General features: G+C 38.7%; 18 protein-coding genes and 1 pseudogene. 12 read left to right on the top strand and 7 right to left on the bottom strand.

The window, feature by feature from the left end; translation table 11 throughout:
- Nucleotides 1–144 precede the first annotated feature (144 nt).
- The 7 genes from AC6CIB_RS15325 to rbsB all read left to right on the top strand — a co-directional run bounded on the left by AC6CIB_RS15325 (nt 145) and on the right by rbsB (nt 6,112).
- On the top strand, nt 145–351 hold the full coding sequence (locus AC6CIB_RS15325) for a hypothetical protein (RefSeq protein WP_498282051.1): 207 nt from the start codon (nt 145–147) through the stop codon (nt 349–351).
- 104 nt (nt 352–455) lie between these two features.
- A complete protein-coding gene (locus AC6CIB_RS15320; RefSeq protein WP_498282049.1) occupies nt 456–1,436 on the top strand; it encodes a LacI family DNA-binding transcriptional regulator in 981 nt (326 codons plus the stop codon).
- Between the two features lie 6 nt (nt 1,437–1,442).
- The gene (rbsK, locus tag AC6CIB_RS15315) at nt 1,443–2,333 is read left to right on the top strand and encodes a ribokinase (protein WP_498282047.1); all 891 of its coding nucleotides are present in this window, start codon (nt 1,443–1,445) and stop codon (nt 2,331–2,333) included.
- Nucleotides 2,330–2,716: a D-ribose pyranase gene (gene rbsD / locus AC6CIB_RS15310; protein ID WP_498282045.1), complete on the top strand. Its 387-nt coding sequence runs from the start codon at nt 2,330–2,332 to the stop codon at nt 2,714–2,716. Before rbsK ends, rbsD begins: the two co-directional genes overlap by 4 nt.
- Before the next feature lie 19 nt (nt 2,717–2,735).
- Nucleotides 2,736–4,226, top strand: a complete 1,491-nt coding sequence (locus AC6CIB_RS15305; RefSeq protein ID WP_498282043.1) for a sugar ABC transporter ATP-binding protein — start codon at nt 2,736–2,738, stop codon at nt 4,224–4,226.
- On the top strand, nt 4,219–5,172 hold the full coding sequence (gene rbsC, locus AC6CIB_RS15300; RefSeq protein WP_498282041.1) for a ribose ABC transporter permease RbsC: 954 nt from the start codon (nt 4,219–4,221) through the stop codon (nt 5,170–5,172). Before AC6CIB_RS15305 ends, rbsC begins: the two co-directional genes overlap by 8 nt.
- 10 nt (nt 5,173–5,182) lie before the next feature.
- Nucleotides 5,183–6,112 (top strand): ribose ABC transporter substrate-binding protein RbsB, encoded by a 930-nt coding sequence (gene rbsB / locus AC6CIB_RS15295; protein WP_498282039.1) that lies wholly within the window; start codon nt 5,183–5,185, stop codon nt 6,110–6,112.
- 215 nt (nt 6,113–6,327) lie between these two features.
- On the opposite strand, the gene AC6CIB_RS15290 is transcribed toward rbsB, so the two are convergent.
- The 4 genes and pseudogenes from AC6CIB_RS15290 to AC6CIB_RS15275 form a co-directional block, all read right to left on the bottom strand.
- Entirely contained in the window at nt 6,328–6,960 is a 633-nt protein-coding gene (locus AC6CIB_RS15290) for a type 1 glutamine amidotransferase family protein (protein ID WP_498282037.1), read from the bottom strand.
- Nucleotides 6,961–7,034: 74 nt separating this feature from the next.
- On the bottom strand, nt 7,035–7,997 hold the full coding sequence (locus tag AC6CIB_RS15285) for a helix-turn-helix transcriptional regulator (RefSeq protein ID WP_498282035.1): 963 nt from the start codon (nt 7,995–7,997) through the stop codon (nt 7,035–7,037).
- A gap of 63 nt (nt 7,998–8,060) precedes the next feature.
- Nucleotides 8,061–8,280 (bottom strand): annotated as a pseudogene (locus AC6CIB_RS15280) (helix-turn-helix domain-containing protein); the annotation flags it as partial.
- Nucleotides 8,271–9,158, bottom strand: a complete 888-nt coding sequence (locus tag AC6CIB_RS15275) for an amidohydrolase family protein (protein ID WP_498282033.1) — start codon at nt 9,156–9,158, stop codon at nt 8,271–8,273. The pseudogene AC6CIB_RS15280 and the gene AC6CIB_RS15275, both read right to left, overlap by 10 nt.
- 755 nt (nt 9,159–9,913) lie before the next feature.
- Here AC6CIB_RS15275 and AC6CIB_RS15270 point away from each other — a divergent pair.
- The 3 genes from AC6CIB_RS15270 (at nt 9,914) to AC6CIB_RS15260 (ending at nt 12,446) form a co-directional block, all read left to right on the top strand.
- Nucleotides 9,914–10,321 carry a hypothetical protein gene (locus AC6CIB_RS15270; RefSeq protein ID WP_498282031.1) on the top strand — a complete coding sequence of 136 codons (408 nt, stop codon included), beginning with the start codon at nt 9,914–9,916 and terminating at the stop codon, nt 10,319–10,321.
- Nucleotides 10,322–10,895: 574 nt separating this feature from the next.
- The gene (locus AC6CIB_RS15265; protein ID WP_498282029.1) at nt 10,896–11,750 is read left to right on the top strand and encodes a malate synthase; all 855 of its coding nucleotides are present in this window, start codon (nt 10,896–10,898) and stop codon (nt 11,748–11,750) included.
- A gap of 459 nt (nt 11,751–12,209) precedes the next feature.
- Nucleotides 12,210–12,446: a hypothetical protein gene (locus tag AC6CIB_RS15260; RefSeq protein WP_498282027.1), complete on the top strand. Its 237-nt coding sequence runs from the start codon at nt 12,210–12,212 to the stop codon at nt 12,444–12,446.
- A 1,923-nt stretch (nt 12,447–14,369) separates the two neighbouring features.
- Here AC6CIB_RS15260 and AC6CIB_RS15255 read toward each other — a convergent pair.
- The 3 genes from AC6CIB_RS15255 to AC6CIB_RS15245 form a co-directional block, all read right to left on the bottom strand.
- Nucleotides 14,370–15,392, bottom strand: coding sequence for a hypothetical protein (locus AC6CIB_RS15255; protein ID WP_498282025.1), 1,023 nt, complete (start codon nt 15,390–15,392; stop codon nt 14,370–14,372).
- Entirely contained in the window at nt 15,385–16,605 is a 1,221-nt protein-coding gene (locus tag AC6CIB_RS15250; protein ID WP_498282023.1) for a hypothetical protein, read from the bottom strand. The genes AC6CIB_RS15255 and AC6CIB_RS15250 overlap by 8 nt, the downstream gene beginning before the upstream one ends.
- 235 nt (nt 16,606–16,840) lie before the next feature.
- Entirely contained in the window at nt 16,841–17,566 is a 726-nt protein-coding gene (locus AC6CIB_RS15245; protein WP_498282021.1) for a type II toxin-antitoxin system PemK/MazF family toxin, read from the bottom strand.
- Nucleotides 17,567–18,034: 468 nt separating this feature from the next.
- Between AC6CIB_RS15245 and AC6CIB_RS15240 the strand changes: the two genes are divergently transcribed.
- Together AC6CIB_RS15240 and AC6CIB_RS15235 are read left to right on the top strand one after the other, a co-directional pair.
- The gene (locus tag AC6CIB_RS15240; protein WP_498282019.1) at nt 18,035–18,325 is read left to right on the top strand and encodes a hypothetical protein; all 291 of its coding nucleotides are present in this window, start codon (nt 18,035–18,037) and stop codon (nt 18,323–18,325) included.
- Between the two features lie 324 nt (nt 18,326–18,649).
- On the top strand, nt 18,650–21,112 hold the full coding sequence (locus tag AC6CIB_RS15235) for a sacsin N-terminal ATP-binding-like domain-containing protein (protein WP_498282017.1): 2,463 nt from the start codon (nt 18,650–18,652) through the stop codon (nt 21,110–21,112).
- Nucleotides 21,113–21,120 lie beyond the last annotated feature (8 nt).

The following is a 21,120-nucleotide window of genomic DNA, read 5'->3' as shown; positions in this document are numbered from 1 at the left end:
AAAGACAGCCAAATCAGGGCTGTCTTTTTTGTGTGAAAGATATGCGGCGCTTAATGGAGAATGTTCCAATGTATAACAAAAACACCAGAAGGATATTGAATAAATGAGAGATTGTATCGTAGAAACCAAAGAAAGGAGAATGACATGAGAAAACTACTGATAGCAGGAAATTTTTTTTTCGCACTCTCGATACTGGGAGCATGCGGTTCAGAAGAGGCGAAACCGGAAGAAAATACCTCAAGCGATACGGCAGAAATGAGTGACCAGCAGGAATCTCAGGAAATAGACGAGCCGGCAGCCGAACTGCTCGGCAGTGAGAAGTTGCAGGAGAGGGGCCAACAAGAATACTAGTTTAAGGCGTTTAGGATTAAATTGTTGCAAACGATTACAAACATGTGTTACTTTATGTGTAACCGGTTACACATGACCAACCAAACGAACAGGAAGTGACGTACGTGGTAACAATCAAGGATGTGGCGAGTGAAGCGGGGGTGTCGGTGGCGACGGTCTCCCGGGTGCTCAATGATAACGGCTATGTAGGAGCCGAGACGAGGAAGAAAGTGATGGGGGCGATCGAGAAGCTGAATTACAGTCCGAACGAGGTGGCCCGCTCTCTTTTCAAACGGGAGTCGAGGTTGATCGGACTGCTGCTTCCGGATATCACGAACCCGTACTTCCCGCAGCTGGCGAGAGGGGTCGAGGATGAAGTGAGCGAGGCTGGGTTCAGGCTCCTGCTCGGGAACAGCGACGAGAACATCCAGAAGGAACTGGATTATATCCAGACCTTCGTGCAGAACAATGTCGTCGGCATGATTTCTGCGACCAATCATGTGGAGCATGATCAGCTTTATAAGGAATTGAACCTCCCACTCGTTCTCCTTGACCGGACCACGGAAAACTATCCGGCTGTCTATGCGGACGGCCGCAAAGGAGGACGCCTGGCGGCAAAGACCCTCGTGGAAAAAGGATCGAAGCGGATCACCGTCATGAAGGGACCGGCACACGTCAAGCCGGCACAGGACCGATTCCGGGGAGCCGTCGAGTACTTAAGCGGGGCAGACGTCGATTTCACAGTGATGTCAACGACCTCTTTCTCCTTTGAAGACGCAAAAGGCTGGGCAGAGGAACTATTCGCCACCTATCCTGATACGGATGGAGTCATCGCAAGCAATGATATCGTCGGAATCGCCATTCTCCATGAGGCATTGAGGCTCGGGAAAAAGATACCTGAAGACGTACAGATCATCGGCTACGATGACATCCCCCAGAGCAGTCTTTCCTATCCGGCGCTCTCCACGATCAGGCAGCCGGCTTACGAAATGGGCAGGCAGGCCGCGGCACTTCTGATTAAACTGATAAAAAAAGAAAAAGACATTGATACAAGTGTTCAGCTTCCTGTTGAACTCATACAAAGAAACACAACACGAAAGGGATGAAGGAAGATGAAAAAAGCGAAAATTGCCGTGATCGGCAGTTCATCCATGGACCTGGTGGTGACATCATCCAAACGACCAGGTGCAGGGGAAACGGTACTCGGCGACAGCTTTGACACGGTACCCGGCGGGAAAGGAGCCAACCAGGCCGTTGCAGCAGCACGGCTTGGGGCTGACGTTTACATGATCGGATGTGTCGGGGACGATCCGTACGGCCAAGAGATTTTGGAAAACTTTAAGAGCAACGGTGTTCATACGAACTATGTGGAACCGGTTACAGATACGAAATCAGGAACGGCCCATATCATCCTCGCTGAAGGAGACAACAGCATCGTCGTTGTTAAAGGGGCCAATGATCTTGTGACTCCTGAGTACGTAGAGAAAACAGTCGATTTCCTCAAAACATGTGATCTCATCATGATACAGCAGGAAATCCCGGAGGAAACGGTTGAGTACGTGGCAGACCTTTGCAACAAGATTGAAGTCCCACTGCTACTAAACCCGGCTCCGGCACGGAAGATTTCACAAAAAGTCATCGATGGTGCCAGCTACCTGACACCGAATGAACACGAAGCGGAAGTCCTATTTAACGGAGCGAAGCCGTTAGAGGCGCTGAAGCAATACCCTGGCAAGGTCATCATCACGGAAGGAGCAGCCGGAGTAAGCTACCATAATGGAACAAAGGAAATCCTGGTTCCTTCCTTCAAAGTCGAAGTCGTGGATACGACAGGGGCCGGCGATACCTTCAATGCTGCATTCGGGACAGCCGTGGCAGAAGGACAATCGATGGAGGAAAGCCTCCGATTCGCGAATCGTGCTGCATCGCTTTCTGTGACCGGATTCGGTGCGCAGGGCGGAATGCCGACAAGAGATGAAGTGGAAAGGAAGCTGGCAGAATGAAACGACATGGCATCTTGAACAGTCACATTGCGAAAATTTTAGCCGATCTCGGTCACACGGATACGATCGTCGTGGCCGATGCCGGTCTCCCGATTCCGTCAGACGTCGTAAAAATCGACCTGGCATTGAAACCGGGAGAGCCATCCTTTCTAGACATGGTCGAACTTTTAAAGGAAGAGATGGTCGTCGAAACCGTCACGCTTGCAGAGGAAGTAGAAACGAATGCAGAGGTTCATGGGCAGATGACCTCATGGTTTGACGGGGTACAGTATGTATCCCATGAACATCTCAAAGAGGAAACCCATAAAGCGAAGGCCGTCATCCGCACGGGGGAAGTCACACCGTATGCGAATTGCATCCTTCACGCGGGAGTCATTTTTTAAAACAAAGGGGTGAGAGATCATGCAGATCAGTATGAAAAATATCCATAAAGCATTTGGGTCAAACAAGGTCCTTGAAGGAGTGGACATCGAGATCCAGGAGGGTGAGGTCCATGCCCTGATGGGGGAAAACGGTGCCGGAAAGTCGACACTGATGAACATCCTGACTGGCCTTCACAAGAAGGATCAGGGAACGATCACCATCGACGGGAAGGGCATGACGTTCGATAATCCGAAGCAGGCCGAGGAATTCGGCGTTGCCTTCATCCATCAGGAGCTGAACGTCTGGCCGGAGATGACTGTCCTTGAGAATCTATTCATCAATAAGGAACCGGTTACACAATTCGGTATCATCAATACAAGAAAAATGAAAGCGGTTGCGAATGAACAGTTTAAAAAGCTGAACATTTCGATCCCTCTCACAAAAGAAGCAGGGCAGTGCTCGGTCGGGCAGCAGCAGATGATCGAAATCGCCAAAGCCCTCATGACGGATGCGAAAGTCATCATCATGGACGAGCCGACAGCGGCATTGACGGACAGGGAAATCGATACACTCTTCACCGTCATCCGTTCGCTCAAGAAAGCCGGCGTGTCGATTGTGTACATCTCCCACCGGATGGAAGAGATCTTCACGATTTGTGACGCCATCACGGTCATGCGGGACGGACGCACAGTGGATACAACACCGATCCCAGAGACGAACTTCGATGAGGTCGTGAAGAAAATGGTCGGACGAGAATTGACAGACCGATTCCCGGCACGACAACCAAAGCCAGGCGAAACGATGCTTGAAGTACGTAACCTGACGAAGAAGGGACTGTTTGAAGGTATCAACTTCGAAGTTCGCTCAGGAGAAATTGTCGGTGTGTCAGGATTGATGGGGGCAGGCCGAACGGAAATCATGCGAACCATCTTCGGACTCGACGGACGATATGAAGGCGAGATAATCGTGAACGGGAAACGGGTCACCATTAAAACACCCGATCAAGCGGTGAAGCTCGGTCTTGGATTCATCACTGAGGATCGGAAGGATGAAGGACTCGTCCTCGACTTTTCCCTGAAGGATAATATCGCCCTTCCAAGCCTCTACAGCTTCACGAAGAAAGGCTTGATCAATGATAAAAGCGAACAGGACTTTGTCGAAATGCTCATCAAACGGCTGACGATCAAGACTGAATCAGCCCGGACCCATGCAAAGAACCTGTCCGGCGGGAACCAGCAGAAGGTGGTCATCGCCAAATGGATCGGAATCGGTCCGAAAGTGCTGATCCTCGACGAACCGACCCGGGGAGTCGATGTCGGGGCAAAACGGGAAATCTATCAACTGATGAACGAGCTCACCGACCGGGGCGTCGCGATCGTAATGGTATCATCCGAGCTGCCAGAAGTGCTCGGAATGAGCGACCGCATTCTCGTCGTCCATGAAGGGACCATCGCAGGAGAGCTTACAAAGGAAGACGCTACACAGGAAAAAATCATGACATTGGCGACAGGAGGTCACGCACATGAATAACGCACTCAAAACGAATCACGTCGGCAATCTGATGCAAAAGCTTGGTCCGCTCCTCGGACTGTTTGTACTGATTACGACCGTATCCATCATCAACCCTAGTTTTCTAGAACCCTTGAACTTATTGAATCTATTAAGACAGGTCGCAATAAACGCCCTGATTGCCTACGGGATGACCTTCGTCATTTTGACCGGGGGAATTGATTTATCCGTCGGCTCGATCCTCGCCTTATCCAGTGCCCTGATGGCAGGGATGATGGTATCGGGAATCGACCCGATCCTTGCGATCCTGATCGGCTGTATCCTCGGAGCCGTGATGGGTATGGTCAACGGACTATTGATCACAAAAGGCAAAATGGCACCATTCATTGCGACACTCGCAACGATGACGATGTTCCGAGGTTTGACCCTTGTGTACACAGACGGAAATCCCATCACGGGACTTGGCGACAGCTACGCCTTCCAGCTGTTCGGAAGAGGATACTTCCTTGGAATCCCAGTACCTGCCGTCACGATGATCCTGACGTTCGCCATCCTGTGGGTGATCCTGCATAAAACCCCGTTCGGCCGCAAAACGTATGCCATCGGTGGGAATGAAAAAGCAGCCCTTATCTCAGGGATCAAAGTGCCACGCATCAAAGTGATGATCTACTCCCTGGCCGGCTTACTGGCAGCACTCGCAGGAGCGATCCTGACGTCACGCCTGAATTCAGCCCAACCGACAGCGGGTACATCCTATGAACTCGATGCCATCGCAGCCGTCGTCCTCGGTGGGACAAGCCTGTCAGGCGGACGCGGACTAATCGTCGGAACACTGATCGGTGCACTCATCATCGGAACGTTAAACAACGGTCTGAACCTGCTCGGCGTCTCATCCTTCTTCCAAATGGTCGTAAAGGGTGTCGTCATCATCATCGCAGTTCTCATCGACCGAAAGAAAGCAGCGTAGGAGGGATACTATGAAGAAAGCATGGTTACTACTAATCAGTTTGTCACTCCTATTCCTGGGCGCCTGTTCCCTGCAGCCGCCGGAATGGGCGAAGCCAAATAAAAGCTCGAACCCGGAAGACATCAAAATCGGACTATCCGTTTCAACCCTAAATAACCCATTCTTCGTCTCCATGAAAAACGGGGTAGAAGACGAAGCGAAGAAACAAGGCATGGAAGTCGTCGTCGTCGATGCCCAGAACGATGCCGCCAAGCAAATCAATGACGTAGAAGACCTCATCCAGCAGGGCGTCAACGTCTTACTCATCAACCCGACGGATTCAGCGGCCATCTCGACCGCCGTTCAATCTGCCAACAGCCTGGGTATTCCGGTTGTCACCCTTGACCGCTCAGCGGAAAAAGGAGACGTCGCCACACTTGTCAGCTCGGATAACGAAAAGGGCGGAGAAATGGCCGGAGAATACCTTGTTAAACAGCTTGGTGAAGGTGCCAAGGTTGCCGAACTGGAAGGAGTCCCTGGAGCATCCGCCACTCGTGAGCGGGGAGCCGGATTCCACAATATCGCTGATGAAAAGCTAGATGTCGTGGCCAAACAGACTGCCAACTTCGATCGTACGGAAGGTTTGAATACGATGGAGAACCTGATTCAGGGGAATCCAGATATCAAAGCTGTATTCGCTCATAACGATGAAATGGCATTGGGAGCACTGCAGGCGATCCAAAGTTCGGGTCGTGATGTGTTAGTCGTTGGATTTGATGGAAATGAAGATGCGACGACTAGCATTCGTAATGGTAATCTGTCTGCGACTGTCGCTCAGCAGCCTGAGAAGATTGGTCAGTTGGCGGTTCAGGCTGGGGCTGATGTGTTGTCAGGGAAGAAAGTGAAGAAGAAGATTCCGGTGCCGTTGAAGTTGGTGACGGAGGAGAATATAGAGGAATAGGTAGATTAGATGTGATGATAGCCCCTTTGGTGCGATGATGCTAAAGGGGTTTTCGTGTGTTGATCAATGAAATGGGACCTTAGAAATAACCACGATTTAGACATAGAGTGGAGTAGCGTCAGGAAAATGCGGATTTACAACGATAAGGAAATTCCAAATTAAAAAGCCCAACTTCTCTACAAATCTAAATAGAGAAATTGAACTTTTCAGTTACTTCATTTATTTATTGAATTCATTAACTGGAAGAAGTATTCAGGTTTATTAGTCTTGTTTAGGTTATACCATGAATGTAATGCATCTGGTGTAAATACATCTACTTTTTTCAGTACCTCCATTGCAAATTCCAGAGGAGCTATTCCTGATGCAGTAACTAAATTCGCATCTGCTACAGCAGATCCCAACTCATAGAACTTTTCTCCTTTATAGTTAGGACATACCATTTTAGTATATTCTAAGTTATTACTTGTATGCTTTCTAGTATCTAAGTATCCCATATTCGCAAGGGCATCAGTTGCACCACAAATTGCAGCAACAATAGTGCCAAGCTTTAAAGCTTGGCCAATTCTTTCCAAGATAGGTTGATGAATTTCTTCACTCCAAGTAGTCCCTCCTGGTAAGATTAAAAGATCTTTACTCTCAAAAGTACATTCATCAAGGGAAATATCTGGTTTTATGCTCAGTCCTCCCATAGTAGTAATCATTTCTTTATTAGCTCCTACTGTAATTACTTTTAGAGGTGCTAAATCATTTTTGAAATATCTTCCTGAGTTTAGTTCAGCAATTAAATATCCATATTCCCAGTCTGACATTGTATTAAATACATATAGAAAAGCTTTTTTTGTTTGCATCCAATAACACTCCAATCACAATTGATATAGCTATTATAATAAAACTTCCCTGACAGTTAACGTCAGGGAAGTTATCATACTTGATGAAATTTTATTAATTCCGACAGAACTTCAACAAGTCTTTTCTTAAGACTTATTGGCTCAATAACTTTAATCGATTTATTGTACGGTAAAAGTAAATAAGGTACATATGTATGTATTATATCTTTTTCAAGAAGAAAAACTGCTTGATTTGAAGTCCGTTCTTGTAAATAATGTCCTAAAAACCAATGTTGGCAAATATCTGTCAATACACTTTTATCCCCATTAATAACCAAAGAAATAATCCCTTCCTTATCTTCTATAGTTGGAAGAAGGCTTTTTATAAAAAAGTCACGTGCTGAAAAATTTTCTGGCCGGTTAAACCTATTTTCGGTTAGCATTAGATTTTCAATTCGATCTACTCTAAAACTACGGATATCATTTCTAAGATGACAAAATCCAATCACATACCACTTATTATTCCAATAGATAATTCTGTACGGATCAACCAATCTATAATTTAATTGCTTTTCGCCACTTTTATGGTAAAGAATTTTTACTGAGTACCCGTCAGCTACGACCTGCTCCAACTCCTTCAAAAAAGGTTCCATAGAGAGTGAACTTAATCGACTTATTACTTCAAGACTAGTTAAATGGTGGTTTATCTTTGTTTCCTGCTCTTGATTTGAGTATTTACTTAGTTTTGAAATGGCCCTATTTAGTGCTTCACCTCCATAATATCCGGCTTCTTCTGCAAAAACAGCAGCGTGAAATAGTGAAGTTTGCTCTTCAAAATCAAAAAAAAGAGGAGCCTCAATAAAATTGTTCAATAAAGTGTATCCACCATTATGTCCTGGTTCTGAAATTATAGGTACGCCACTTGTTGAAATTGTATCAATATAACGATACACAGTCCTTATATTCATCTCTAACTTTTCCGAAATTTGTTTTGCAGTAATTTTTTCACCTGAACGAAGCATCCATAGAATTGCTAACATATTGTCAATTTTAGGCATATAATTCCACTTCTATATGAAAATTATTTTCTATAATATATTTCCTATTTTTGGTATAATTCATCAACTGTTCCTTTCCGATAGCTTTCTATATAATGAGACCCTAGACACATTTGTAATTTCACAAATTTGATTAACAGTCATATTTCCCTCTATAAAGCTTTACTGCATAATTCATTCCTGCATGATTTTTATGGTACTTCTTTAACCGATCTTTAAACTTTCCTTCTTTCTTAGCCAGTTCAATCGCTTCACGCTGCCGCATACGAGGAATTATCCTTTCTGTATGATGGCCAGATCTGAACTCTTTATTAAGTCCATAAAATTCTTTCCTAGAATAAATTCCTTATTTTCTTGAGGAATATCTAAAGAATCAATCCAGCTCCTTTTATCCGAGTAATCGTACTCATTATACTTTTTCATTCCATATGGTCCATCGCAACCATACAATACCTTTCGATATCCAAGTGCCTGAACTACATTTCTTACGATAGAGGGTGTAAGGTAATCACTTGAAGTGTCCACATAAACATTGGGCTTTTCCTTTGCGTATTGCCACAGGCTTTTCCAAAAAGGAAGTCCTGCATGAGCATAAATAACTTTGAGATTGGGATATTTGTCAGGTAAGTATTTGTAGGAATCTGGTTCTGAAGATAGATGAATAATCATTGGGATGTCTCTTTTTTGGCATAAGGATCCAATGGAATCAAGTTCTTTAATACTATACTTATGCATAAATGGATGGGCTTTTACACCAATAAAACCAGGTAGGTTAAGGTATGTTTCTAACGTCTCCACAGATTCTGGAACAGTTGGGTTAACGGCAGCCCAGCCTAGAAAACGATCAGGATAGCATTTTATAGCATTTGCTACAATGTCATTATTTGGCTTGGTGAAAATCTTAAAGCTTCCATTGACTTTAAAGTAACCATCTTTAACTAATCCGTCATAAATCTTTAAGCCTACTATGGGAAAATTCATGATTAAAAAACGGAATAAGCGGTGTAGGTTATCATGGTATGTACTTTCTTTTTCATACATGGTTTCATTTAAAGGTGGAATTAATGCGGTTTTCTTAACATTGTTTTTATCCATCTCTTCAATCATTTTTTCTAGCGATAACATCGTTTCATCAACATGGAAATGGCAATCAATGATCATTTGTATTCTCAGTCGCCCTTTCTTATTAAGTTTAAAATTTTTACTATTTAAATATTTTTAATTATATGAATATTATCACATTCCTACTCAGGTTACCATAAACCGGATCAGGTCTAATTAACAATCGTCATTAGTTTAATGCGTAGCATATTGGGGTCAGACCCTCGGCACGGTAAAGCATTAATGTACCGGGGGTCTGACTCCATTTTTAGTTTAAAAAGAATTGTCGTTTATACAGGATCTTTGCTAATGTACAGTTTAAGGATACTGGTAATTGAATAAACATCAAAGAGACGATTACGTTAAAGGTGATCGTCTCTTCATGTTTGTATTAATACTCTACTGTAAAAGAATTCATCTTAAGAAAGTCGCGTGAAAGAAAGTATATGGTAGAGTGGGGACGGATCCGTCTCTACATTTTCCTTTAGACGATCCCCACGAATTTACCCAAAAAGTAGAGTAAGAACCGTCCCCGGTTTGCATTGTTGGTAAAAGTAGTGGAGAAAAGAATTTAGCTTTTCTTGTTTGCGTTTGCTCCAAATGAGTTGGGGGTCGCCCTGTTTTTCAGATGATTAAGCCAAAAGAAATAATCATCTTTAAGATAACAAACCTGCGCTTCATTTTCTCCAAAGGTATTTACCTTCCTCAGATTTAATAACAACATATTTAATTAAGAATATTCACCTAAGGGTATCCTTTCCCAGCCCATCTCCCTATATAAAAGTTGAATACAGATTGAATCAGGAGTGAATCAAATGAGTAGATGGAGAAATTTAAATCAATGGATGTTCGATTTGGATACATTTTATCACCTGTATCTGTGGATTCTGTTGAATGCCATGTATGAGGGCGGAGTTCAGTTAGGGTGTGTGGTGCTCGGTGAAAGGCAGTATATTCGGTCGATTGGGAAGATTCGAGAGGACCTGTTTTTTACAGTGAGAAGGATGCCTTTTTGTAAGCGGTTGGAGTCGGAGAAGTATGAGTATGGGGGTGTCTATACGTTTAAGCCGGTGAATGATTTCGCTTGTGGGGATTATTTTTATTGGATGGGTATGTCTGTAAAAAAGGGATGTGATGATTCTGGGATTGACCGGCTTAATGATAAAGCTGATTCCAGAATGTCTTCGTGCGGCGAAAAGCATGTGAACCGGGTACGGAAATAACCTGCAAACAGACTTAAGAATTTAGAGAAAGAATAGATATTAGAGAACAACAACATCAAAACCACCGCCATTAGAGACGCTAAGGATGTAGAGTGGGTGGAGGCGCTGATTGGACATTTCATTGGCAGGATGGATGTAATCATGATGTTTGAGTAGTTCATACGGAGGAGTTCTGGGTCGAGGACTTGGAAGAGTGTATTTTCTACTGGGTGAAGAGGAGAATTCAGGTCTATATCATCAATGGCTGTTAAGGATCATTTATCATTAGTTTGAAAGTGCGCTTTTCCAGATTAATGCAAAAAGTCAAATTGGATCCGTCCCCATTTAACCCAAAAACTAAGGGTTGTACCAATCATCAAGATTTGAACAAAATTTCATTCTACCTCTCAATAAAATAGGTTGTCAACACTGAATTTGTATTCTTATCGAAAAAATGCTATTATTATTACCTAGTGATCTTTTATATTGAACGTTTAGTTATATATCTTATTTATTCCGAAGGGAAATTCAAACAGTTTTTGTGAGCTTTTTTAGGCAGTAGTACCCGAGTTATTATACAAGGAGGACTAATATATTGAACTTAATCAATAAGAAAGTTACACATGAGCGGTTTGGTATGGGAAGTATCGTTAAACATAATGATACGGTAGTTGAAATACATTTCGCCTCGGAAAATAAAAAATTTGTTTACCCGGATGTATTTGGACAGCACTTGAAACTACATGATAAAAGTGCTGCCAATTCACTTGAAAAAATTTTACACGAGCAGGAAATGGAACTCAAAGAGGAAGAAATGCAGAAGGAAGAGGAAAAGGAACGGCAAAGAAAATACCAGGAGCTTCGAGTGGGTCATGAAAAACTTTTGAAAAATCATAAACTTCATCCCGAATCGCAGATGGTTTACCGGTGCGATACAGAAGAACGGAGTAGCTCCTTTTCAGATTGGACGGTTTCCTCTGGTGAAATAAAAAGTGGTAATAATAAGGGTAAGCCAAACAAACCCAGTCGCTTACACCAAAACAGTGCGGTCCTGCTGACAGCGGTCGATCCCGGCATGCTTGAAAAAGACAGACGGATATTAGGTGTCTATATGGTGAAGGATAATTTCATCGGTAAACTTTGTGTAGATGGAAATATTCCTGCCCATTCCCATTACAGACTCCAACTTACAGACGAGGAATCGAAGCAGATGCCTTTTTGGAAGTACTATGTCAATGAAAAATCCCCTCATAAAACGACTTGGAATACAGGTAAGTACCGTTATTTTGATAATTCGTGGATGGCTCAGATTTTGCGCGACATCGTTTCATTAAAAAGTGGCACGGAGGAACAAGAGCTGGCACAACAATTTCTGGACCACTTCTCTAAGGTGAATCAAATAGTAGAGCAGGAGTTAAAAGAGCCAAATGGAGCATTATTGCGTGCTTAGATAAGAACAGTAGGGAACTGGCACATATAAGGTGAGAGAGTGTGTTAGGTTCACTGCGAATAGTGTTAAAAAGGGACAAGGCGGCCGCCTTGTCCCTTTTAGTGGTTTTTGGACACCTTACTTGTTCCTTCGTCTCCCTTTTTACCTTAGCCCTCATTTTATGTTGGGTGAGTTTGAAACGACTATCCTAGTTCTAATGGTAAAATGTTACTTATACTCGATTTGTTTAAGGAGATGAATAGGTTGCTTAGACTCTTTGTTACAAGACACGGTGAAACTGTATTGAATACCCGATATTGGGGTCAGACCCTCGGTACGGTGAAGCGTTAATGAGGAGGGGGTCAGACCCCGTTTTTTAAAGTGATTTTAAAAGTAGTTTAGTGAAAGAAGGATTTTCTAACTCCGTTGAAGAAGTTAGTTAAAGATTCAAATAGGTTAAGTCAAGGGAGTGTTGCAAACGTGAAATATCATGTAATAAGTGCCAAACGTCTTGGGCGACCAGATATGTATGATTATCTTTTTTTTCCAGTAAATGAATATAGTGAATCAGATGCTATTGCACAATTTCAACCTGTTGAGAAATATACGAATAAATACAATCATATTGTTCCTTACACAGCATACGAATATGATGGGAACACTTATCACCATATTATATACTCAGGAATAGCTGATGAGAGTGAGATTAATGATTAACGAAAAATTCCAGTTTGCCAATGTATAAGCATTTCTACAATCGAGTGTTAAAAGCGCTTTTTTGCATTTAATAACTTTTAAGTGAAACTTTATATTTTTAAAACTAAAGTCTAAATTGATAAGGTTGTTGGGCTCTGGTCAAAAAAACATCTTATTACTAATTACAATTATTGAATTATCTTTTTAATACATAAATATTAGGGAGTTGCTTAAATGTCGGATGATTTTAACATCTTTTTGGATACGACATGTTGTTACGGCAATAGAAGTATACCTTTATAACGCATATAGATAGTCACGTCATGATGATTATTATATACATGTTGGTGGGGAAGAAATTGAATTAGAGATGAAGTTTTCTTTTTCATACAATGAAAAGAAAGAAATAAGTCACTTAGAAATTGATAATATTGAGGTGAACGAAAAAGGACATCTAGGATTTTATGATGATGTTTATGAGGAGTAATAATTCTTTATTTGAAATAATTCAGATATCCAGTCACCGACATTATATGCCGGTCTTTTTGTTTAAAGAAGCAAAGAGTTAAAGGGGGTAAACTGTATAGCTAAATGGGATTGAATCGTATGGGTGTGAGGTTTTATCCAGACTACCGCTATCATACGATCACAATTAAAGTCAACCCGAAACATTTTCTTAACTGGTTAATCTTAAATTACGAAATGGTGTGTTAGTTTATAATGAATTGTCATTTATACAGGATCTTTGCTGCTGTACAGTTTAAGGATACTGGTAGTTTAATAAATATCAATGAGACGATTACGTTAAAGGTGATCGTCTCTTCATGTTTGTATTAATACTCTACTGTAAAAGAATTCATTTTTAGAAAGTTGGGGATATTAGGGTCAGACCGTCTGCACGGTGATGCATTAATGTACCGGGGGACAGACCCCAATTAGGATCGGTATGTCTGTAAAAAAGAGTTGTGATGATTCTGGGATTGATCAGCTTGATAATAAAGCTGATTCCGGATTGTCTTCGTGCGGCGAAAAGCATGTGAATCGAGTGCGGAAATAACCTGCAAACAGACTTAAGATCTTAGAGAAAGAATAGATATTAGAGAACACCAACAACATAGCGACGCTAAGGATGAAGATAGGGTGGAGATGGTGAGTGGACATTTTGTTGGCAGTGAATCCTGGAGTCTTACCCTTGGAACGGTGAGGCGATAATGAATTGTGAACTAGAGGACTGACCCCATTCTTTGTGTCTCTTAAGAAATGCACGACTCAAGCGGACTTATCTTTGGTGTAGGCGGGCAATTTAATTGCATAAGTGGACAGAAAAATGAAAACTGTTAAGGAACACTTATCTTTAGTTTGAAAGTGCATTTTTCCAGATTAATGAAAAAGTCAAACTGGAACCGTCCCCATTTAACCTTTCGGAAGTTAATTCAGAAAGAAGAGGCCAACTTTTATAAATGGTTAACAAAATATTCAGAAATTTAGGGCTTAGATTTATTATGGAAGCTGAAATTTTTGAAGATATAAATAAACATAAGAAAATTAAAAAGAGAGTTAAAGCGGTTGCAGAAAATCTAAAAATTGCATGGAAGGTGTTGTTAGACAATTATTATCTGTGATATGTGCCAGGGCTCTAACCCGACTTTTCTTGAATAAAGCTCTTTCCATCTATCGCTAGGGTTTTATTCATATTAAGATAATTCTTCCCGAAATTTATTTCCTCCATTTTAGTCCAAGCACCTCATCTCATATCTATTTTGAAAGCAAGTTAAAATACAATAATATATATGTCGCCTCTAGCCTTATCTAAAAAACTTTACCTGCTTATCCCCTCATTCGGATAAGATCACGTTCTAACTAATCAACGCCACCCATAAATTGCAGAGTAAAAGTCTCTTGTTGAATATATAACAGATAAAAAAGAAAGCATCTCACGATGCTTTAATCTAATAAATCCCTCATATCTAATTGGTTGATATTATCAAAAATTTCATTACCTATTTTTCTAAAACCAGCCGAGAGTAAGTAATTTCTAACGTTATCTGCTATTTTTCTATTTACTGAGGGAACATTAAACATATTGTTACTGTAGTCGATAATTAACCCTTTGTTTCCTAATTCTTTTTTTATCTCTAACAAATACCTTTGTACTAACCTTTTTACCTTTCTCTTGGACTTTGGATTCCACTCATCCCATACTGGAATAATTTCTTTGCAGATTTGAATTGTAGAAAACTCAAATTTATGTAACCCTATACTTCTACCCAAGAAAGAACTTATTGTAGTTCTTTCTTGGTTTTCCAAAACAGATTTACCGTAATTATCAATTTCAACCTCCGGATCAACTGGGATTAGGTAGATTACGCTTCCTCTATGTATATTTGGAGCTTTGGTTAAAGGGACCTTTTTAGTATCTTCCTTATTATGAATATACAAATATATCTTTTGATCATCCTCTATTTTCAATCCAAGAATTTTATGAGACAAAACATTTCTCAAGACGACTTCTGCATCATGAGATATTGACTGCAATGTATTTATAAGTTTTTCAGAGTGTTCTTCATTGGTCACATATAACAAACTACCATCTGAGGTATTTGGGGGTAATACTAAAAAATCTTTCAAATAATCTGTTGCAAGAGAGAAGTATCCCATTGCTTGCTTTGTTGCTCGGTGGCTTAAATCATATGCGAAACTTTTAACTTTACATTCTATAAGTACAACATGTTTTTCTTCCTCATTAATTAATATAACCTCTGGAATAACATTCTTATTTACAGGACTCTTTAGGTGACTTGTCAATTTTTTATAATCAGCTATTCGGACTGGAATATTCCTCCCTATTGAATGAATACGGAAACCATTTCTTTTAAAGTAGGGATTTATAAAAGAGTCCGTTGGGTAGTCCATGCACATATGTAACATTAAGTTCAGCTGTAAAATTGGTGATATTTCTTTATTCAATAGAACCACTTCCCATAACAGTTGAAGATATTAGTTCCCTATAATCAATGTTACCAATGTGAACAGTAATGACTGGGTCTAAAAATCTTTGTATGTTTGTAACTATCCTATGTATAGTATTACCGCACGTACCTCTTGGAATATAAATTACAAATTTATCAGGTGACAGATCCAAAATCACTTTTTGCCACAAATGTAAATCAATTGCATAAATGTGAGTTCGATATTCATCAACCCATATTGGATCACCTTGAATTCGAAAAGGCTCTCTTCCTCTGGCAAATGTAGAATTAATAAAGTTTCGAAATACATGAGGTTTTAGAGGAGTACTAAAATTTATTGTAATAGGACTACCATGGAAAGAGTATGAATTACCAACCTCAGGAGAGTTTATTTTTTCAAAGTCAAACCAAGTATGATTTTCTATTTTTTCTGTAATTTCTTGGTAACTATTGATTGTTTGTACTATTTGATATCTGTGATCATTAAAACTATCAGATCTGTTAGTTACTTTTCCATTTTGATAAAAGTCATGGCCACCTTTTCCTGTCATGTTTGGAAACCTTAATAGCCCTATTGAGTTAAACGCAGGTAGGTATCCCCTTATTCCGTTTAGCTTGTTTGCTATCTCTGCAGCCTCTTCCACAAGTGAAATGGAGGAAACCCTATGTTCATCAAAAATATCTGTCTTATCTAAAAAATCATCTTCTTCATTTATAACACCTTGATGTTTAGAAAAGAATCCATCAAATTCAAACTTCATCTTTATATACCTATTGGGATGGTGTTCTTCTTCAATCTTTTTTAAAAATGAATCAAACATAATTCCAGAGATCCACAACGAATCTAAAATAGGAGAATTTTTAATTAAAGACCTGGTATACTTGTCTGATTTATTTGCTTTATCAATGGAGTATAAAATTGAAAAACGGTCATTTACCTCTTCTATAAAGCCTGTAGTTTCGCTTCCTTTATTTACTGAAAAAAACTGTTCATCAATTTGAGTCAAAATATTTTCTCTATTTTCGAACAGTGATTTTATTTCTAATGGAGTATTGGACACTTCAAGCACAGTATCAGGGTTAAAGGTTTCAAACACATAGGACTTTAACAGGGTTTGTTTTGTTTTGCCTGTGTCGATTTGGCCCTTAATATCACTAACATAATTTTCTAGGTAACTGACTACACTTTCTCGTGTTTTCCACTTATTCAAACTACAACCCCCAACCTAATAAAGATAAATTTTATATATCTATAAAGAAATCCTCACTAAAAGTGAGGATTTCTAATTGCGCTCAGTTGCGCGGGGCGTAAAAGCCCATTGTTTGGTTGTGTGTTTTCAAATTTGCGCTCAGTTGCGCGGGGCGTAAGAGCCCAAAATATAGTATTACATCTACATATCCATTATATACACAATTAGAAATAATTACAAGATATTTCTAATTAATTTAGCTTGCAACTTCTTCTTTAGAATCCAATTTTTTTTGGAGAAGCTTAAGCTTTTCCTTAGTTTTTTCATGCGTTTCCTTTTCAAGATCGAGATTTTTCTGTAACTCATTTATTTTAATTTCCAAGGTATCGATTTTATCATTCAATTTTTCATTTGTAACAGGTAAATAGTTTTCTAAAATAGCAAGATCCAATTCATCGAGTTTCAAACTTCTTATTTTTCGATTATTTCCTTCCTTGGAGTGCTGATACAGAATTCTATTTTTATCAATGACTCTGATATCATCTAAGCAAACAGCGCACTCGTGTTTAAATCCATCTCTAGTGTCAACATCTATATGGAGAGGATCATCATCTCCATGTTTCGGAGTAGAAACTGGAGCAATTAATACCCAACCGGAATGGTTATCGTGCAGAACAACCGCAGGATGGATAAAAGATAGTTCTTGATTAAAATGTCCAAAAAGTTCTGTTTCTACTATATGACCTCTATCTAGATGTCCAGTGAATTTTCGACTTATTGCTCTTTTTTTGTCGTCTATATATCTTCTTAAACCAAACATCCACTTTATTCCGTAATCTTTTTTTTGATTCAGCATCATATAATATAAATCATCCAATAATTTTTTACTCTCTATTATACAGTCTGGATCATCTTTGAATGGTGGCATGATTCTGGTTCCTCTTAAACTTCTCAATTTCTGCTTAAATTTATTAGTATTCACCTAATTACCTCCTAGAAAATAGGTCTATAACCTTATATTAACATATATTAGAATTTATTTGATTATAATGACATATCTATTCCGTATTATTGTTACAATAAAACTTGCTCTTTTTTTAAAAGTAAGAAGAATAAGGGGAAATGGTCACCGTGTGGTCACTCATTAATAATAATTCCAGAATACTTGAGGTATATGCAGAGTAAATAAAAATGACGGATCTATATAGAGTTTTAGAAGATTTTTTAGTTTTTCTATGGCAGACATAAGGTCAGCTGTTTGATCCCGCTTTGCTCCGTAACTAATAACCCCTTGTTTATGGAACGGAGTTATTCAGCTTAAAAAAAATGTCAGACCTGGCACTGAAAAAGTTAATGTATCGAGGGTATTACCACAATTCTTGTAACGTAGAATACAAAGGAAATATCTCCCTTCGTGTCGGAAGTACTAAATAGAAGGGAGGTGTTGTAAATGGATCAAGAAATAATGAGAGAAATTTTGTTCGAATTAGATGTAACAAAATCGCAAAATTGGAATATCATGCGTTTGTTTGCCTCTATTATAGCAAGAGTTGAGAATAAAAATAGTGTAAGTCATGGAGAATATGGCAATGATTTATATAAAATAGTACCTCACCATTCTCATGACTATCACTTTGCTGAACACCTTGCCCAAGCGTTTACGAAGAAAATCGATGGGAAGAAGTATTTGAAGAACTATATGGTGATATGCCAAAGTATGGGAAAAGCACTCTCTCATTAATTTGAGTGTATTTTTTTCTTATGTCTATTTCTTATGTCGGTATCTTTATACTACTAGAAAATTATTAAGTATTAGGGTCAGACCAGTGGTACATTATGTATTGATGTATCAGGGGGACCCCACCAATTAAAGCGATATTTCAATTTGAAAAGTACTCATTTTTAAGTGCATCAAATTGTAACTTGGGATATCATTTTGTTACTTGTGGAAGGATTTTTACAATGTTAAGTCGAAGTCAGTTTAAATCTTTCTATTAGCTCGAATTACCATGATTATCTCATGGAGATGGGGTCATTGTTACTATAGGAATTAAGAGCTGTTACCGTGAATATATCTGAAGAATTAATTAATAAATGTGTATTCAGAAGAAAAAGAGGATTGATTATTCTTATGTCTATTGAAAATGTTTTATTAAAAAAAGTATTAGATGCAAGTTCCAATACAATTTGGGATGAATTGAAAAAGATAAACGAGTCTTCAATTATAGAAAAGAGGGCTATTAGGCGTAGATGGGTATGGGAACTAATTCAGAATGCCTCTGATTGTACGCCTAAAGATAAGAAAATAGATATAAAAATTGATTATTCTAAAGACGGTATAATATTCAGTCATAGTGGATTGCCTTTTTCTTATGAAAATTTATTAGACTTAATCACACAAATCTCATCTAAGCAAAGTTCTAAAGAAAAGAAAACTGGTAAATTTGGAACGGGGTTTATGTCAACCCATCTATTATCAGACACTGTACAAATTCAAGGGTCTTATATTCAGGAAGATAACAAGTATAAAAAATTAGAGTTTACAGTTGATAGATCGGGAGATGACTATAACGATATTAAGAATAAAACTAAAATTATGTTAGAAAAATTAGAACATATTAGCAGGAATCAAGGGGATTTACAAGATATTTATGAGGATACAAAATTTATTTATTCCATAGAGGATGAAGACATTAAAGAAGCAGTAGAGGAAGGAATAGTAGATCTAAAAGAGGCTATCCCTTATGTATTAACTTTTAATGAGAACATCAACTCCATAATATACAATGGTAATTGTTATAAAAAGGTAAGAGAAAAAAATTCAAAAGTAAATGACAAATTAAAAGTTGTTCAAATTGACTCATCTGATGGTAATAAAGAGTTGCTCATATTAAATGAAAATAATGTAACGATTGCTTGTGCTATTGAACGGAAGGACGATAAGTTATATTTCTTACCCTTTTCCAGCACTATGCCAAAAATCTTCTGTGAATTCCCTCTATTAGGAACTGAAGAATTTAGCTTTCCTATAGTCGTTAATTCAAAATTATTTGAAGTAGAAAGGGATAGAAATGCTATTAGAGACAGCAATCCAGTAAATAATGAATTAATAAAGGGAGCTGTCTCTTTATACAAGGAATTAATAGATTATTGTTCAGAAAGTGAAAAGACTAGAAATGAATATAATATTTGTATTTTAAAGCCTTCTACCTCATCAATTATCCAAGCATTTAGTTACAAAGAAATAAGAGAATATATAGATCACAGTGCAATTGTTCCAATTCATAATCATTTGGGAGTGAGAAAAAGATTAGGGTTTAAAGATAATAATGGTGACGTGAAACTATGTATTCCGAAAACGAAATCAAGCATATATAAGGATTTGCTTTGGGATATTTTAGCGAATTGTAAAGGAGTATCTATACCAACTAAAGGTACTTACTTAGGCTGGGCTGCGGTTTTTGGAGAGAATGTTGGATTCTCCTGGTTAAACAATAGATTTAAAGGTTTAAGTATCGATCAATTAGTTTTTTGGTTGGAAGATAAGGCTTATGCAAAATGGTTAAATTCATTTTATTCTCTTTGGATTAGGGATGCTGGTATTGAGGAAGTAGTCGAATCTGCATTTGTTCCGAATCAAAATAATGAATTTGTATCGTTTGAAAATATTTATTTTGATGAAAATATAGATACTGAACTAAAACAAATCCTAACGTTATTGGGTGGAAAAATTAAAGTGAAGTTATTGAATCAAGAAATTATTGCATTTGTTCAATTTTTTCAAGATCATCCAAACAAAATTAGGTCGAATGAAATATGCTCTGAACGAATTGATATAAAGGTATCACAACTTTTAACTAAGGAAGCTATTGATAGGGAAGAAAGAAATGAATCTACTCAAAAGATTTTTAACAGATTAACCAATTGGTTCCTATCAAACCCAGAAGATTCAAAAGAGTGGTTTGAAAATTTATACACAAAGAGAATGATGTTGTCTTCTCCAGAAGAAAATCTAAGAAGATATAAAATAGCAGAAAAAATTGAAGAAAATAATATTAAGTATGAAGAACTAGACGAAATAATTAATAATCGAGATAAAGTATTAGAGATTATTAATAACTCAGAACTGAGTAAGGATGATATTGTACAACAATTAAAACATATTGTTACTTCATCCGATGAGTTGAAAAGGTATGTTGAAAAATTACTAAGTAGGAGTATAGAGAATATTTTTAAATATTTAAGCACTCTAAAAGATTATGCCCTTCCAGCAACTTTAGAAGAATGGCTGAATGATAAGTATTCAGATACTGTTTTTCCTGCTAATTTTAAAGGAGAAAACATTAGAATAATAATTCGTCCAAGTGATTATCAAAAAATAATATTTTACTATGATGAAGAACTAGAAGCTTTAGATGATTACGCATATCAATTGTGGACGGATGATGGAGTAAAACAAGCGATGGTTACTTTAGGTGATTTACTTAAAACAACAGGTATATCTAAAATTCCACTAACAAAGATATAAGCGAGGTA

Source organism: Rossellomorea sp. GQ25, from assembly GCF_059758515.1.
The sequence above is the reverse complement of the archived record's forward strand: the minus strand, read 5'-3'. Positions and strand labels throughout refer to the sequence as shown.